The sequence below is a fragment of the Nostoc sp. genome (assembly GCF_036917755.1).
In the GTDB taxonomy this organism is placed as follows: Bacteria; Cyanobacteriota; Cyanobacteriia; order Cyanobacteriales; family Nostocaceae; genus Nostoc.
In genome coordinates this window covers 73,860-90,909 of sequence record NZ_JBALFC010000056.1, presented here as the reverse complement: position 1 = coordinate 90,909, position 17,050 = coordinate 73,860, and the positions used below count along the sequence as shown (strand labels likewise).

Here is a 17,050-nt window from a genome sequence, read left to right as displayed (position 1 = left end):
TTTGTCATTTGTCATTTGTCATTAGTCATTAGTTATTCTTTCCCCCATCTCCCTCATCCCCCTCATCCCCCCCACTCCCCACTCCCCACTCCCCACTCCCCATGCCCACTAACCCTTATGCTTGGCTAGATGAATCTCTAGCAACAATTCATCGGGCAGACTGGTATCGATCAGTACAAACAATCCACGGTCGTCCGGGTGCAACGGTGGTTTTAGCTGGACAAGAGGTAATTAATTTTGCCAGTAATGACTATTTGGGACTTGCGGGAGATATGCGATTAATCGCAGCCGCGATCGCAGCGATCGCCGAATTTGGCACTGGTAGTACTGGTTCTAGATTACTCAGTGGGCATCGAGAATTACACAGGGAATTGGAGGAGGCGATCGCATCTATCAAACAAACAGAAGATGCCTTGGTATTTAGTTCCGGGTATCTAGCCAATTTGGGTACAATTACCACCCTTGTTGGCAAGCGTGATTTAATTTTCTCTGACCAGTACAATCATTCCAGTCTGAAAAATGGGGCGATTCTCAGTGGTGCAGCAGTTGTGGAATATCCGCACTGTGATCTTACAGTACTAAAAACCCAGTTGAGTCAACAGCGCCAAAACTACCGACGCTGTTTGATTTTGACTGATAGCGTCTTCAGCATGGATGGCGATTTATGTCCAATGTCCGCACTGTTGGATCTCGCTGATAAATTTAGCTGTATGCTGCTAGTTGATGAAGCTCATGCCACTGGGGTACTAGGAAAAACTGGCGCGGGATGTGTCGAACATTTTGGATGTACGGGAAAGCAGTTAATTCAAATTGGGACTTTGAGTAAAGCTTTGGGTAGTTTAGGGGGGTATGTGGCAGGAAGTAGCGCCCTAATTGACTTTTTGCGGAACCGCGCACCCACTTGGATTTACACCACTGGGCTTTCGCCTGCTGATACGGCGGCGGCCTTAGCAGCAATTAAGATAGTGCAACAAGAACCGCAACGCCGTGCCAAATTGTGGGAAAACGTACACTCCTTGAAAAATTTGCTGCAACAACAGTTACCTAATCTCGAATTGCTGCGATCGCAATCACCTATACTATGTTTTGAATTGTCTAGTGCCGCAGATGCACTTAAAGCTGAAAAACAGCTAAGAGATGCTGGCATATTTGCCCCAGCAATTCGTCCCCCCACAGTGCCCACAAGTCGGATCAGAATATCTTTAATGGCAACTCATGAAGCAGCACATATTGAAAAATTGGTAGCAGTGCTGAAGGATATCTGTTAACTCATAAGTTTCTAAGTACAGCATTTCATTAATTTGTAGCAAATTCTCTGGGTGTCCCTACCCTGCGCTCAGGCAAAGCGCCTATGTGTTTAAATTTCAACCCTCAATTCGCCACGATTTTACCCAAAGATGTAGTAAGTAATACCGTTTTACTTTAATAATGATACAAATACGTTGGTAGGGGCACAGCATTGCTGTGCCCCTACGATAAATCTATATGTATCAGGGTTTGCGTGAAATAATATAAGTGGGTGAAATTAAATATAAAACTTCACCCTACCTCCGGCTTCCCTCTCCTTAATAAGGAGAGGGATTGAGGGTGAGGTTTGATCTTATGTTTAATTACGCCTACCTACTTAGTAAGTAACTGGGCGTAAATAATAAAAGGTTTGTAGTAAAGGCTTCGCCGTGAAAATCGGACTGGAGATGATGACTACGAGCCAATTTAATTAATTTTATATTGCGTAATATAGTTTCATTTATTCTTGCCCACTTATTTATCGCAAGGGTGCATCTTACTCCCTTTTGAAAAAATATCCCTAGTGCATAGCAAATGGAATTCACGTGCCAGTTGCTTCAAGTTAGGGATCTGTGGCTTTAAATTTTTACAAATCCAACACAATTGCTATATATAAAATTAACGATAATTTTTGACTTTTCATAGTATATTTTTGAGAAATTAGCTTCTAACAAAAGAGGTTTTAAAACTAAATAAAAATCTATCTGTGGATAAGTTACTAAAATTTACAAACTAGCTTAGGGTATATACAGCCTAAGCAATAAGTATTGGTTGTTCCAAGACATTTTCATGCCCCATATTCATTATTCCCACTTACTGCGTTATGGCATAGTTGTCTTAATTGTTGCACTTGCATTAGTGCTGATGTTAATGCTAGACCCCTGGTTAAGCATGAGTCGAACTCCTTTTTTGTTATTTTATAGCGCTGTAATGGTGAGTGGTTGGTATGGTGGTTTGAAGTCAGGGCTGTTAGCAACCGGCTTGTCTGCGTTATTGAGCGATTACTTTTTTCTCTCCCCAGCTTATGATCTAAGTTTTGACTTATCCGATTTTGCGCGAATTGGATTGTTTGCATTACAAGGATTGCTCTTTAGTATCATCTGTGAGCGATTAAAGACTGCTAAAAGACGCGCTGATGGAAATCTCCAAAAGCTGAGAGTTAGTGAGGAGCGATTTCGATTAGCCTTAAGTAGTTCAGATATTGTGATCTTTCAGCAGGATCGCGATTTGCAATATCAGTGGATTCATAATCCTCAAGGTCTAGAGACTGCTGAAGAAGTCTTAGGTAAGTCTGATGATGAATTATTTCCAGCTTTAGTAGCAGAGCAATTGAGAGCAATTAAGCTGAAGGTAATAGAGAGTGGTGTTTCCACCCGTGAAGAGGTTTATCTAACAATTTGTGGAGAAGACCGTTACTATGATTTGCTGATTGAACCACTAAGGGATGCAGACAATAGCATTCAGGGTATTACCTGTGCAGGTGTGAATATTACTGAGCGTAAGCAGGCAGAACTAGAAAAAGCTACGTTGCATCAGGAACTTCAGCAAGCTATTCAGCAAAAAGACGAATCTTTGGCGTTACTCAATGCTTGGGTTACTAGTTCACCAATGGCACTGGCTTTTCTCGATACTGAACTGCGCTACATTCATGCTAATGAAGCGCTAGCAGCCATCAACGGTGTACCGCAAAGTCAACATATTGGTCGCACCTTTAGGGAAGTACTACCGGAATGGGCAGCCCAAATTGAGCCTGTCTTTGAGCAAGTGATGCAAACTAGGCAGACCTTACTTAACCAGGAAGTGAGCGGTGAAACATATCCGCCTGGGGTCTATCGTTATGGTCTTGTCAGCTATTATCCGGTGTGTTTGCCGGATGGACAGTTGTTGGGAGTGGGCATTAGTTCAATTGATATTACTCAACTCAAACAAACTGAGCAAGCACTGCGGGAAAGCGAAGCGAAGTTTCGCGGCGTGGTTGAGTCAAACATGATTGGTATTGGCTTCTGGGATAGAGACGGCAGAATTACAGACGCTAATGATGCCTTGCTGAATATGGTAGGTTATTCTCGTGAAGAATTACTTGCCGGAACACTTCGCTGGCAAGACCTAACTCCTACAGAGTACGTGCCACTTGATAAGCAAGCACTAACTCAAATTCAAAACAGTTTCTTTTGCACACCCTATGAAAAGGAATATATCCGTAAAGATGGCTCACGCTTGCCGATTTTGGCAGGTGGTAGCCATTTTGAAGGGACTGTAAATCGAGGAGCTTTTTTTGTTCTCGATATTACAGAGCGCAAGCAGGCTGAGGAAAGACTCCGCTATATCGCCCAAATTAGTAGTTTACTCTCTACTTCGCTAGATTATGAACAAACTTTAGAACAGATTGCCAAAATCTCAGTTCCCCAGCTTGCTGATTGGTGTAGCGTTGACATTTTAAATGAAGATGGTTCTATTCGCCACCTACCCATTGCCCATGCAGACCCATCCAAAGGGGAGTTGGCGCGTAAACTTGAGCAGTATGTCCCAGATTCCAAGGGTGCAAGTACAATCGCTAAGGTACTGCAAACCAGGCAACCAGAATTAATTTCAGAAGTTTCTGACTCGCTATTGGTGGCGGCTACTCAGAATCACGAACACTTAGAAGTAATTCGGCAAATGGGGATCAAGTCTTTGATGATTGTGCCTTTAATCGCACACCAACAAATACTCGGCTGCATCAGCTTTGCCACCGCCGAATCAGACCGTCGCTATGATCGCACTGACTTAACTTTAGCAACCGATATTACCCATCGTGCTGCCTTAGCAGTGGAAAATGCCCGACTTTATCAAGATATCCACCAGACTTTAGTCCATTATGCCGAATCTCTATCTCTTCTAGATGCGCTCTTAGGAGCTGCACCTGTGGCAGTATGCTTTTTAGATCGGGAACTGCGATATATCCGAATTAATCAAGTTTTGGCTGACATTAACGGTTTGACCATAGAAGAGCATCTAGGACGCAAATTTGGGGAAGTGTTGCCAGCAATGGCGGCTGAGTTAGAGCTACAGTTACAGTCCGTGTTGGATACTGGAGAACCCCTGCTGAATGTGGAAATTAGTGGTGAGACAAGAGGGCAACCCGGACGTTACGGCTACTGGCTGGGCAACTATTACCCGGTCAACAACGCAATGGGTGAAACGATAGGAATTGGAATTATATTGGCAGATATGACCGCAGCAAAGCAAACAGAAGTTGCCTTGCGCGAAAGCGAAGAAAGGTTTCGGGCAATGTTCAATCAGGCAGCTGTCGGCATTACTCTAGTAGCGTTGGATGGACGATTTATTCAGGTTAATCCTGCCCTATGTGAGATTACTGGATACGGGTATGAAGAGTTAATGGAGATGAACTTTCAGGAAATTACCCACCCTGACGACTTAGAAGTTGATTGGGAGAATGGTCGGCGAGTTTTGGCAAAAGAAATTAGTGGTTATTCCCTAGAGAAGCGCTACATCCGCAAAGATGGTTCTATAGTTTGGGTAAACCTAACTTCATCAGCAGTTTGGAATGCTAACGGACAAGCAAAGTATGCATTAGGGATTATTGAAGATATTAGCGAACGCAAACGAGTTGAAACGACACAACAGTTTTTAGTCGAAGCCAGCACCTTATTAGCTGCCTCATTAGATTATGAAATCACCTTGGAAAGTGTGGCTAATCTAGCAGTTCCAACTTTAGCTGACTGGTGTATTGTAGATGTTTTCGGTGAAGATTGGTCAAGTAAACAAATTGCGATCGCAGTTGCCGACCCCAGAAAACAAAATACTTTAGACGAAATCCGACGGCGTTATCCACCCAAAAACAGAGCCAAACAGCTTGTAGAGCGTCTACAGTTGGGAATATCAGTCTTTTATCCCGAATTATCTGACTTTAATCTTGTACAGATGTCTCAAGACGATGAACATCTGCAATTACTGCAAAGTCTGGGTATTCGTTCTCTAATGGTGATTCCAGTTCGTTCTCGTGGGCAATTGTTTGGAGCAATCTCTTTTTTTACAGCCGAGTCAGGTCGGCACTACCAACAGGCAGACTTGGCTTTAGCAGAGGATATTGCTCGTCGGGCGGCGACAGCCATCGATAACGCCAGACTCTACCAGGAAACTCAACAGGCAAAACAGGCGGCTGAACGGTCTGTCAATCGCACCATACTTTTACAAAGAATAACTGCTGCCCTCTCGGAAGCCCTAACTCCCCAACAGGTGGCTGATGTGGTGGTAAACCAAGGAATTGCCGCCTTGTCAGCCACTGCTGGTTCTGTTGTCTTACTTGCTCAGGGAGGTACTACCCTGAAAATTGTGCAAGCAATTGGCTATCCGCAATCACTCATAGATAGCTGGGCAAGTTTTCCGATCACTGCGTCTAACCAAATAGCGGAAACAGTCAGAACTAGGCAGCCGATTTTTTTAGAAAATTTAGCCGCAATGATTGCTAAATATCCGAACTTAGCAGATGTTGTGACTCTCACAGGGAATAATGCCTGGGCTTCCATTCCCTTGATCGCAGAAGGCAAAGTAATTGGGGCACTGGGATTAAGCTTTACCACTGTCCAAATATTTAACGAAGAATACCAGGGATTTATGTTGACATTGGGACAACAGTGTGGTCAAGCGATCGCTCGCGCTCAACTTTACGAAGCCGAAAAGACTGCAAGGGCAGAAGCCGAGACAGCCAACCGGATTAAGGATGAATTCCTCGCTGTCCTTTCCCATGAACTCAGAACTCCCTTGAATCCGATTTTAGGGTGGGCAAAGTTACTCAGAACCCGCAAATTTGACGAACCCACTAGAATCCGGGCATTGGAAACAATCGAGCGCAATGCCAAGTTACAAACCCAACTGATTGGAGATTTACTTGACGTTTCGCGGATTTTACAAGGTAAAGTCAGGTTAAATTTGTATGCAGTAGATTTGAAAGTAGCGATCGCATCTGCACTAGAAACGGTGCGTTTAGCAGCAGAAGCCAAATCAATTGAAATTCAAACGGTGCTAAGTAATGATATCGGCAAAGTTCTCGGCGATAGCGATCGCTTACAACAAGTGATGTGGAATCTCCTCTCCAATGCCGTTAAATTCACACCCACAGAAGGACGAGTAGAAGTGCGTCTAGAGCAAGTTGGGTTAGATGTCCAAATTCAGGTGATTGATACAGGTAAGGGAATCAACCCGGAATTTTTGCCCTACGTATTTGATTACTTCCGGCAAGCAGATGCCAAGACAACCAGAGTATTTGGCGGACTGGGATTAGGACTAGCAATTGTGCGTCATCTAGTAGAACTTCACGGTGGTACAGTTCAGGCAGAGAGTCTGGGAGAAGGACAAGGGGCTACCTTTACAGTTAGGCTACCTTTGCTGAAAAATTCTGAGTTGCGAGTCAGCAGTGATGAGACTTCTCAACCAGAACTCACCACTGAAGACACATTACTGGCTGGAGTGCAAATCCTGCTTGTGGACGATCAAGCTGATGTGCGAGAGTTTTTTAGCTTTGCGCTAGAACAATATGGCGCGACTGTAACAGCAGTTGAATCAGCAGCCGAAGCACTGGAAACACTAGCACTATCATTGCCAGATATCCTGTTAAGCGATATTGGAATGCCCTTGATGGATGGATATATGTTGCTGGGCGAGGTGAGAAAATTACCGCCAGACCAAGGCGGGCAAATTCCAGCGATCGCTTTGACTGCTTATGCTGGAGAAATTAACTACAACCAAGCAATGGCAGCCGGATTTCAAAAACACCTACCTAAACCCGTCGATCCTGTGGAATTAGCTACAGCGATCGTCAATCTCATCGGGCAGAATCAACCTTGATCTGACTCTTGTCTGACTTTTCAAAGAAGAAAAACCAACGCGAAACCTAACCCCCTAATACAACACGGCGTAAATAAACCATCCATTCCAAATTAATGAAACGCATACGCTGTATACCTGTTTGAATTTTGAATTTTGAATTGTTAATTGCTTAGTCTTGAGAACGATTTCGAGGGAACAGGTAGGCGATCGCAGCGTAACCCGAAAGACTGAGTAAACTAACCAAAAAAGCAGCCAGAACAAAAGTATACATAATGTTATAATCTAGGCATTTCCAAAATCTCGCCATTTATCAAAAAATAAGATTTTGGATACTTTCAAATTAGCAATTGAGTATGACACAGCCGTGACTACCTTGTGTCAATCCCTTGTATCTCAAGGGTTTTGACTCAAATCAACCTAAAGGCAGAAAAAACCGAAACGTACTACCAACTCCTAATTCGCTTTCTACCTGAATCTGACCGCCTTGTAGTTCAATCAAACGACGGGAAATAGTTAAGCCAATACCAGTGCCTCCCGAATGGCGATCGCGCGATTGGTCAGCTCGCCAGAAGCGCTCAAACACATGGGGCAAATTTTCTGGAGCGATACCAATACCTGTATCTATAACCGCAATCCAGAGTTGAGATGCTTCAATCCCAGCATGAATGGTAATTAAACCTTCATTAGTATAACGCACTGCATTACCTAGCAGATTAACCAACACCTGTTCTGTGCGGTCAATATCTGCCAATACAGGAGGTAGCACAGATGGACATTGCAAGAGCAGAATTGGCCCATCTTCTAACAGTTGGTCGGTAAATTTCTCCACTAATGACTCTAACAACGGACGCAGATTTACCCGTTGGATATTAATTGGTAGATAACCAGCTTCTGCCTTAGACAGTTCTTGTAAATCGTTTACCAACCGCTCTAAACGCCTAGTTTCTCTAGCTAAACGCCGATAGATTTCAGGAGACGCTTCAATTTGTCCATCAGCCAGTTCTTCTAAGTAACCGCGCACCACGGTTAACGGTGTTCGTAGTTCATGAGTCATGTCGCCAATCACTTCTCGCCGCCGCGCTTCAACCCCTTCTAAACTAGCTGCCATCCGGTTAAAACTAGCACTCAGTCCACTGAGTTCTGGAATGTCAGACACAGGTAGTCGGGCATCCATCTGACCAGCAGCAAATTTTTGAGTGATTTGTTCCATCTCGGTCAATCGCTCCATAATCCGTCTGGACACCCAATAACTCAATCCTCCGGCGGCGGTGGTGCCGACTAATACTGACCAAATAGTGCTTCGCTGCCAAGCAAGTTCAAATCCTGTAACCAATTCAGTACGGACATCGATTAAGTCGAACCCCTGATTTTCTAATCGTTCTAAATGCAAGACAAACAAGCGGGGGGAAGAGATTTTGCTGATGCTCACCAGACTAGCTACCCCCACGAGCATTACTACTAAGTGGGAGAAAAATAGGCGCCCTCTCAGCCCCATCTTCATATATTTACGCTACCGGAGGATCTTCAAATTTATAGCCAACCCCAACAACAGTTTTAATAAAAGTCGGATTTGCCGGGTCAGGCTCAATCTTTTTTCGCAACCGAGCTACATGAGTGTCTACCACTCGTTCATCACCAAAAAAGTTATCTCCCCACAGTTTATCAATTAGTTGAGTGCGGTTCCAAACTCGACCAGGATTGCTGACAAAGGTGGTTAGCAAGTTAAATTCTAGGGTAGTTAAATCCAAAATTTCAACCTCCTGAGAATTCAGCTGACGACTGGCTGTGCGCTGGTCTACATCAACAAAAAAGTGTTGGGTACGATTGACTTGATTTTGTCCCCCTTGGCGGAGGCTACGCCGTAATAGTGCCCGCACCCTAGCTACCAACTCTCTGGGGCTAAAGGGTTTGACCATGTAATCATCAGCACCAGTAGACAGACCAATAACGCGATCGATTTCCTCACCCTTAGCCGTGAGCATCAAAATGTAAGGATCTTTTGCACCTGGTTTTTGGCGAATTCTGGCACAAACTTCTAACCCATCCAAACCAGGAATCATTAAATCTAGGATGATTAAATCAGGTGGTTGCTCCTGAAACATCCGCAAAGCATTCATGCCATCGCGGCTAATGCGACAAAAAAATCCTTCTTTTTCTAAAGAGAGTTCGATTAAATGAGCAATTTCTGGTTCATCTTCAACTATTAAAATATCCATTTCAACTAGGTTCGAGCAAAATACGGAGCTTAAAGATTTGAATTTGACTGCGTGCGATAACTATAGCCAAGATGAGAATCTTTTTGAATGTATGCTTTAATACTATCGAGGTCAATGAAGCAGTCAGCAACATCAATCAAACTTTCACTAGTGGACGTTTGCAGACTGACCACTTCCACTCGAACTCCCATTCTACTGACAGCGTTCACAGCATAGGCTAAATCTCCATCCCCACTGACTAAAATCGCAGTATCATAATAAGGAGCTAAAGTTATCATGTCTACAGCAATTTCTACGTTCAGATTTGATTTTTTGAAATTCTCTGCCGCCATAACTAGCTCTTTTGCCACTACACGATAGCCATTACGACGCATCCACAATAAAAAACCCTGTTGCTTTTCATTGCTGGTATCAACCCCAGTATAGAAGAAAGCCCGCAACAGTCTGGAACCGTTAGTTAAATGACAAAGCAATTTAACGTAGTCAATTTCTATACCGAGTTGTAAAGCTGTATGAAATAGGCTTAAGCCATCAATAAAAATAGCAACTCGACCACGATTGAAGCTATTAAAAATCGAACTATCAGATGCAGGATCTCGCATCTTGGTATCTTTACCTTTGCCAGCAGTATCGCTCAAATTTTGCCCTTGCCAATGTGGTTTAGCTTTGAGTACTTTAGATTCCTTAAATTCATTTGTATGTTTGCTAAAATTAGTTATAATCATTGATACCTCTGATTTTTAAGCTGGAAAGAGTTCTGAGTAAATTGTCTATAGTATAGTCTGTGCTGATTTATAACTCTAACAGGTAATGATCTTAAGTCACTGTATTCAGATAAACTAACAGGATTCAAAGTACATAGCGGAAGGGTTTTTCATTGTTGTCAGGGTTATTTTGACGAGTATATTTCCTCCTCTCAGAGATGTGTTAATCTTTACCCACCTAGACGGCAAGAGTTTGGAGAAAACAAATCCTAACTGTAAGGTAGGGGCAAAAATCCGCGAAGGTCATCTATCTATATTTTATTTTACCGAAAAATTGGGTTTAAAGTCCCGTCGTTCTACGACGGCTTTCTTTCAATTAATTAGTGTCCCAATATACTATACTAATGATAGTGGAAAGGTAATCAACCACTTAAAAAACCTAGCTGTCGAAAGACAAAGCACTGAACCTTGACAATTAAATCTATGCGGTTCTACTGCATTGTTCTAGTTTCCTCCTAGCAGTAGGTAAAAGATTTATAGGAGCTAGACGACTCAGATTTTTGGAACTATTTGTTTCAAACTAACAGGACTTGCACGGCAGTTGCTTCAAGTCGGCATAGCCGCCCAACGCACTGCCTCAGCAATGCAACTAGGGTAGGGCATACCCAAAGTTAACGCTTGGGGAGAGTCCCACCTCTGGGCTAGGTAACGCAAGGAACCTAGTTTAAGTGGTCTCATTGAACCAAGAATCCCCGTCGATTTATCGCGGGGAGTGTCAACTCTCTATTTTAATAACCTTACAGCCCAGAAGTTGAGATTTACGCAGGCTAAGGATGCTCAAATACTGACAGAGTTAGAAACACTAATAATGTAATATGCCGCACCTCAAAAGCTAAGTTGTCAGAAAGCATTGACGAAAATACCAGATTCCCGACTTCATTCAAAAGTCGGGAATCTGAATCTTAGTCTTTAGCTAACTTCTTCTGAGATGTGTAGTAAACCTTACTACCAGTATCAGCTACGAAATGGCAGCTGATAGATGAATTCCATAATGACTTCCAAATGGGTTCTTCCGATTTGTGGAAATACTCACCCATCACTGGTTTTATTGCCTCAGTTGCCTTTAGCAAATTGTAGTGAGGCATATTAAGGAATATATGGTGAGCAACATGAGTACCGATATCATGATGTATATGATTGATCAAACCATAATCACGATCAATGCTAGAAATCGCCCCTTTCAGGAAAGTCCAATCTTCTCCACGATACCAGGCAATATCTGGCTCAGTGTGGTGCAAGAATGTCACCAAATCCAGCCAAATTATGAACACAAGGTAAGGTACAGCGTAATATTTCAATAACCACATCCAACCCCATTGGTAGGTGAGGAAACCGAGCAAACCTACCATGCCAATCAAAAGTACAGTACTAGTGATCACATCCCATTTTTCCGATGGTTTGAAAAGCGAACTGCTGGGCAAAAAGTGGGAGCCTTCCTTATTAGGAGAACGCTTAAACAAATACACAGGATAAGCCAAGAGAAAAACATAATATCTGCCGATCTTTTGGGCTAAAGGCATCTCCTTGTATTCTGATTCTGTCACAGGATACCAGCTTTCATCGTTATCTATATTGCCAGTATTTTTGTGATGGGTTCTATGGCTGATCCGCCAACCATGATAAGGAACAAGTATTGGTGTGTGAGAAAGATGTCCAATCAAATCATTGAGCCATTTATGCTTAGAAAAAGATTGGTGTCCGCAGTCATGTCCGACTACAAACAAAGCCCAAAACATCGTTCCTTGCATTAGCCAGAAAATCGGGAAGAAAAGCCAAGAATCCAGGTAATAAGCAACTGCATAAAGCAGACCGATAATCAGGATATCACGGAAGAAGTAAAAAAGTGATTTTGTCACATTGGGTTTAAAGCATTCAGCAGGAATTGCAGCTTTTAAATCCCCAAGTGTGAAAGGTAATTTAGTCGTATCCTCAGAGGTTTCACAGCCTAAAGGATTATTCAAAGCGATGATATTTGATTGCACTGGATTCTGTTGTTGGATATAAATCAGAACTTTATTTGAGAGAAGATCATCTCACTTTTAGGATGCCCGAAAACTAGCGATCGCTAACACACAATCGGATCATTTCTGGCAATTTACCTAAAATTTTAGTCAGTAAACAATTGCCAGATTCTATTTAAACACAGCATGATAAACGCTCTCGTCGGTTCAAGAGCGTGAATCTAATCACAGCGCTATTTATCGCTCTGTGTAATATTCGTTGAAGGTCTTATAGCCAACATCAGTTGTGTATAGTTGACACTTGTCTGTAATCTGCTTCATTAAAGACCAAGAAAACTGACACTCATCATGCAGATAAGGCTGCCAATTTTCTTTGATGCTGCTGTAAGCTAGCCGCAAATTATAAGAAGGAATCGCAGTGGAAATATGATGAGGGACATGAACATTAATATCGTGGCACAAAATTTCTACCCAACGCGGATAATCGCAATGAATAGTGCCAAATAGCTGTGCTAGAGCTTCATTCCACTTGTTCACTGTCACAAAAGGAACATCTGCGGCAGTATGGTGAACAATAGTAAAAGTACTCATCCAAAAATGGTAAATCATCCAGGGTACTAGCCAAAACTTGACAAATCCCCAGATACCAGTTGTGGCGATCAGAATCGGGAAAGCGATCGCTGCAAACACAACGACTACAGCCACAGAAAGCTTGATACTCGATTGGTCTTTAGTTTTGAAGTTCCGCCAATCAAAATGCACCACAGCCCAATGTCCAATGGAACCTACCCACCACAAGCGTTTACGCATGAACAGTTCAAAAGCAGACTGCCGGATTTTATCCCAATTTTCAAACACTTCCGGTTGGATTGGATGCCAAGCGTTGTCCTCATCCAGCTTGTTGGTATGAGTATGGTGATAATTATGCTTAATGCGCCAACTATGAAAGGGGTAAATTAACGGCATCATAAAGAAATGCCCCACCAAATCATTTACCCAACGACGTTTGGCAAAAGACCTATGACCACAATCATGGGCAATTACAAAAAAACCTGTTAAAGCAGTGCCCGTAAAAATCCAAGCAAGGGGCAAAAGAAACCAAGGAGTGATGGTCAGGCTGTAGTAGCCCAAGGCAACTGTCAAGACACTGATTATTACTTGTGTCCAGGCTTTGCGACGGTTCTGCTGAAAACATTCCCGTGGTAGGGTTTTGACAATATCTTTGAGCCTAAAGTCGGAATTACCAGGCTCGTCACTTACTTTCTGGCTGTTAATTATTGATGTAGTCATGGACACCTAAAAAACAAAAAACTCCTCCACCAAGTCACCAAAAAGCAACTTGCCTCAAACATTCTTCACATTAGCGCTTTGGATTATAGCAATCTAACCGACACAAGCGCACCAGTAAATAGCTTTTTGAAAAGTTAGGAGTTAGGAGTGATGAGTTAAAAAAGGTAGACATCCTAACTCCTGTACAGACGCGATTAATCGCGTCTCCTAACTAACTTTTGTTGGGGCTAACTTCACATTAGTAGCCAGACCAACTGCTTGCAGCAATTGAACAGTCATCCAAGTTAAATCGATTTCCCACCATTCCAGCCCATGACGAGCCGAGTATTGAAAAGCATGATGGTTATTGTGCCAGCCTTCACCAAAAACTAGTACGGCTACCCACCAGCAATTGGTCGATCGATCACCAGAATCATAGCTCTGATAGCCAAATTTATGAGTAGCACTGTTCACCAACCAAGTGCAGTGGTAAACCCAGACAATGCGAACAAAAATTCCCCAAACAACGAACGGCCAGCCACCCAGAAGCAAAAGCAATACACCCAGAGCAACCTGGATCAAAATGAAATATTTTTCCAAAAACTGATAAAATGGGTCTTCGGCAATGTCCTTGGTGAAACGAGGAACATCAGCGTGAGCGGGACAATAGTGAATCAGCCAATCCATGTGGCTCCACCAAAAGCCTTTATTGGAATCATGGGGATCAGCGTCAGTATCTGAGTGCAAATGATGGATACGATGTGTTCCTATCCACTCAATTGGGCCTCCTTGACAGGAGAGTGTCCCGAAGAAAACCAGGAGATACTCTAGCCACTTGGGAGTTTGAAAACTGCGGTGGGTAACAAGGCGATGAAATCCCAGAGTTACGCCTAAACCACCAGTTACCCAATACAGCAAGAAACCCACACCAACTGCCGTCCAGCTAAAGTTACCAGGAACAAAGGCAAATAAAGCGCCGATATGCAGTCCAATGAAAAACAGGGTATTAACCCAGTTAATTTGAGGTTTAGTTGAAGTAGCAATTGTCATGCAGTAACCTGAATTTGAATTTTTCGGCCTAGTCTGTGCGATCTAAAAATCCGCATATCTATAATTTTATTTTGAACAAGGAACTGATGAACAGCTTAGAACAGCTGCGGCAAGCAGAACAGGCACTATTAGAAATTTTTTCTGGAATTGACACTCAGGTCAAGCATAATCTAAAACGAGTGCTGGATGCTTTTCGTAATCACCGTGTGGGCGCACACCACTTTGCAGGTGTAAGTGGCTATGGTCACGATGATTTAGGACGAGAAACTTTAGATAAAGTTTTTGCGGAAGTTATGGGTGCCGAAGCTGCGGCGGTGCGAGTGCAGTTTGTTTCGGGAACTCATGCGATCGCTTGTGCCTTATTTGGTGTACTCCGTCCTGGAGATGAAATGTTAGCAGTGGTTGGTTCTCCCTACGATACGCTTGAAGAAGTCATTGGTTTACGAGGTAAAGGTCAAGGCTCCCTTATCGAGTTTGGCATAAATTACCGCCAATTGGAGCTAACCCCCCAAGAAACTATAGATTGGCAAGCTTTAACTACTAGTGTGGCTGAAAACACGCGTTTAGTGTTAATTCAGCGTTCTTGTGGCTATTCTTGGCGTCCGAGTTTATCAATTGCTGATATTGAAAAAATTGTCCACTTAGTCAAACAGCAAAACCCGAACACCGTTTGCTTTGTGGATAACTGCTATGGCGAATTTATTGAAACCAGAGAACCTACAGCCGTAGGTGCTGATTTAATCGCAGGGTCATTGATTAAAAACCCTGGTGGTACCATTGTCAGCGCTGGCGGTTATGTCGCCGGTCACGCCGACTTAGTGGAAGCCGCCGCCTGTCGCCTCACTGCTCCCGGTATCGGTAGTTATGGTGGTGCTACTTTTGACCAAAATCGTCTGCTGTTCCAAGGCTTATTTCTAGCGCCGCAAATGGTCGGAGAGGCGATGAAAGGGACTTATCTGACTGGTTATGTATTTGACAAACTCGGTTATCCAGTTAATCCCGCTCCCCTGGCTCCCCGTGGGGATGTAATTCAGGCAATTAAACTCGGTTCTGCCGAAAAGCTAATTGCTTTCTGTAAAGCCATACAACAGCATTCTCCTATCGGTTCCTACTTGAACCCGGTTCCAGATGAGATGCCGGGGTATGAGAGCCTGGTAGTCATGGCTGGCGGGACATTTATTGAAGGGAGTACTTTGGAATTATCAGCAGATGGGCCAATGCGATCGCCGTATGTGGTTTATTGCCAGGGGGGAACTCATTGGACTCATGTGGCTATCGCATTGGAAGCTGCGATCGATGCAGTCGGAAGTTGTGGCGATGAATTATAGCATATATTCTGCACCCCATGAGGTTTATTGAGAAATTAATCGTAATGCGATCGCGTTTTAGTTTGAGAATGCGATCGCATTACTTACTCTTGTGACAAGTCCAAGGTGATTCTTATTTCTCCTCATTATCCGATCTGGCACAGGTTAGGATAAATTTAATTGGAAGATTGGGGTTTTCTCTGCTGAAGCTTCTGGATTTTGGAAATAGTTTTTTTGTACTTATCTGTTGCTCCTTGTTTTTTGTATATAGTCGCCACCTTTTTATAATCTTTAATTGCTTCTTGTTTATTTTGTAAGTTCTTCTCATAAACAAAACCACGATTTTTGTAGGCATCAACTGAGTCAGGAGAGAGGCGAATAGCTTTGGTATAGTCGTCGATTGCAGCCTGGTATTTTTTTATAAAATATTGAGCATCACCACGTTTTATGTATGCGTCAACATTTTTAGGTGCAATTTTAATAGCTTGGGTATAATCTTTAATTGCTGCCTGATAATCTTTGAGAAAATGACGTGCATGACCACGTTTTATGTATGCGTTAATATTTTTAGGAGCAATTTTAATAGCTTCAGTATAGTCTTGAGATGCTCCTTGGTAATCTCGTCTATCAAGCTTATCTTGTCCCTGACTTAATAAGTTATTGACCTGCATCTCTGGTAAAAAATTACAAAATCCTAGTAACACCGCAACTCCAATAACACTAGCAACAATACCAACGGAGAAAGTAGGTACATTTCTACCTCGAATAGTTCGGTTCAAAGAGTGGTTAGAAATAAAACGATTGATAGATGCAAAAAATTCAGATTTCCGTTGTTCTTCAATCAGTTGTAGTTGTCGCTGATCTTCTTGTATTTTCTCTACTTCTTCCCTAATTTTTTCAACAATATTTACAAATGCATCATCCTGCCTTGGCCAAAACCTACTAGTTATAGGTTCACCATTATAAGGTAAACACTGTAGATGCCCGAATGGTGTAGCTTGCCAGTTATCAATTCGGCGGAGTTTAACAGGGATTACACAGGCTTTTCCAGCGCTGTGCCGTTCCATGGCCTGCCTCGTAATGTTCTTACAATCATCTGCTGCCAAAAAGTCTGGACTAACCAGCAGTACAATCACTTGAGATATATTTAAGTGTTGGTAACTTTCCTGCTTGCAGTCTCTTCCAGCCAACGTTTGATTTTTCTGCCAGTTTATACTTACTCTTAGTGGTTGCAAACTACTAAGGTGCGGTTCTAGGTTTCTCCGCAGTTTTTCATCATCACGAGAGCTAGAGTGGGCAAAAAAAAGTTTGATAGTTCTGGTAGATGTCAGCAAGAAAGACATAAATTACAATTTACGCAGCTTTTA

11 protein-coding genes are annotated in these 17,050 nt (G+C 42.8%); 3 read left to right on the top strand and 8 right to left on the bottom strand.

Going from position 1 to position 17,050, the window contains the following annotated elements:
• The first annotated feature begins 101 nt into the window (after positions 1 to 101).
• Positions 102 to 1,268: an 8-amino-7-oxononanoate synthase gene (bioF, locus tag V7L05_RS14150; RefSeq protein ID WP_335164790.1), complete on the top strand. Its 1,167-nt coding sequence runs from the start codon at positions 102 to 104 to the stop codon at positions 1,266 to 1,268.
• Positions 1,269 to 2,076: 808 nt separating this feature from the next.
• A complete protein-coding gene (locus tag V7L05_RS14145) occupies positions 2,077 to 7,134 on the top strand; it encodes a PAS domain S-box protein (protein WP_335164789.1) in 5,058 nt (1,685 codons plus the stop codon).
• Between the two features lie 394 nt (positions 7,135 to 7,528).
• Here V7L05_RS14145 and V7L05_RS14140 read toward each other — a convergent pair whose 3' ends face one another.
• The 7 genes from V7L05_RS14140 to V7L05_RS14110 all read right to left on the bottom strand — a co-directional run bounded on the left by V7L05_RS14140 (position 7,529) and on the right by V7L05_RS14110 (position 14,376).
• Entirely contained in the window at positions 7,529 to 8,617 is a 1,089-nt protein-coding gene (locus tag V7L05_RS14140) for a sensor histidine kinase (RefSeq protein WP_335164787.1), read from the bottom strand.
• A gap of 4 nt (positions 8,618 to 8,621) precedes the next feature.
• A complete protein-coding gene (locus V7L05_RS14135; RefSeq protein ID WP_335164786.1) occupies positions 8,622 to 9,332 on the bottom strand; it encodes a response regulator transcription factor in 711 nt (236 codons plus the stop codon).
• 29 nt (positions 9,333 to 9,361) lie between these two features.
• Entirely contained in the window at positions 9,362 to 10,057 is a 696-nt protein-coding gene (locus V7L05_RS14130) for a LabA-like NYN domain-containing protein (protein ID WP_334953735.1), read from the bottom strand.
• 585 nt (positions 10,058 to 10,642) lie between these two features.
• A complete protein-coding gene (locus V7L05_RS14125; protein WP_335164783.1) occupies positions 10,643 to 10,774 on the bottom strand; it encodes a hypothetical protein in 132 nt (43 codons plus the stop codon).
• 224 nt (positions 10,775 to 10,998) lie between these two features.
• Positions 10,999 to 12,078 carry a fatty acid desaturase gene (locus tag V7L05_RS14120; protein ID WP_335164782.1) on the bottom strand — a complete coding sequence of 360 codons (1,080 nt, stop codon included), beginning with the start codon at positions 12,076 to 12,078 and terminating at the stop codon, positions 10,999 to 11,001.
• 216 nt (positions 12,079 to 12,294) lie between these two features.
• Positions 12,295 to 13,347, bottom strand: a complete 1,053-nt coding sequence (locus V7L05_RS14115) for a fatty acid desaturase (protein WP_335164780.1) — start codon at positions 13,345 to 13,347, stop codon at positions 12,295 to 12,297.
• A gap of 207 nt (positions 13,348 to 13,554) precedes the next feature.
• On the bottom strand, positions 13,555 to 14,376 hold the full coding sequence (locus tag V7L05_RS14110) for an acyl-CoA desaturase (RefSeq protein ID WP_335164779.1): 822 nt from the start codon (positions 14,374 to 14,376) through the stop codon (positions 13,555 to 13,557).
• 86 nt (positions 14,377 to 14,462) lie between these two features.
• Between V7L05_RS14110 and V7L05_RS14105 the strand changes: the two genes are divergently transcribed.
• Positions 14,463 to 15,704, top strand: a complete 1,242-nt coding sequence (locus V7L05_RS14105; RefSeq protein WP_335164777.1) for a methionine gamma-lyase family protein — start codon at positions 14,463 to 14,465, stop codon at positions 15,702 to 15,704.
• Positions 15,705 to 15,859: 155 nt separating this feature from the next.
• Here V7L05_RS14105 and V7L05_RS14100 read toward each other — a convergent pair whose 3' ends face one another.
• A complete protein-coding gene (locus V7L05_RS14100) occupies positions 15,860 to 17,026 on the bottom strand; it encodes a tetratricopeptide repeat protein (RefSeq protein WP_335164775.1) in 1,167 nt (388 codons plus the stop codon).
• Between the last annotated feature and the right edge of the window lie 24 nt (positions 17,027 to 17,050).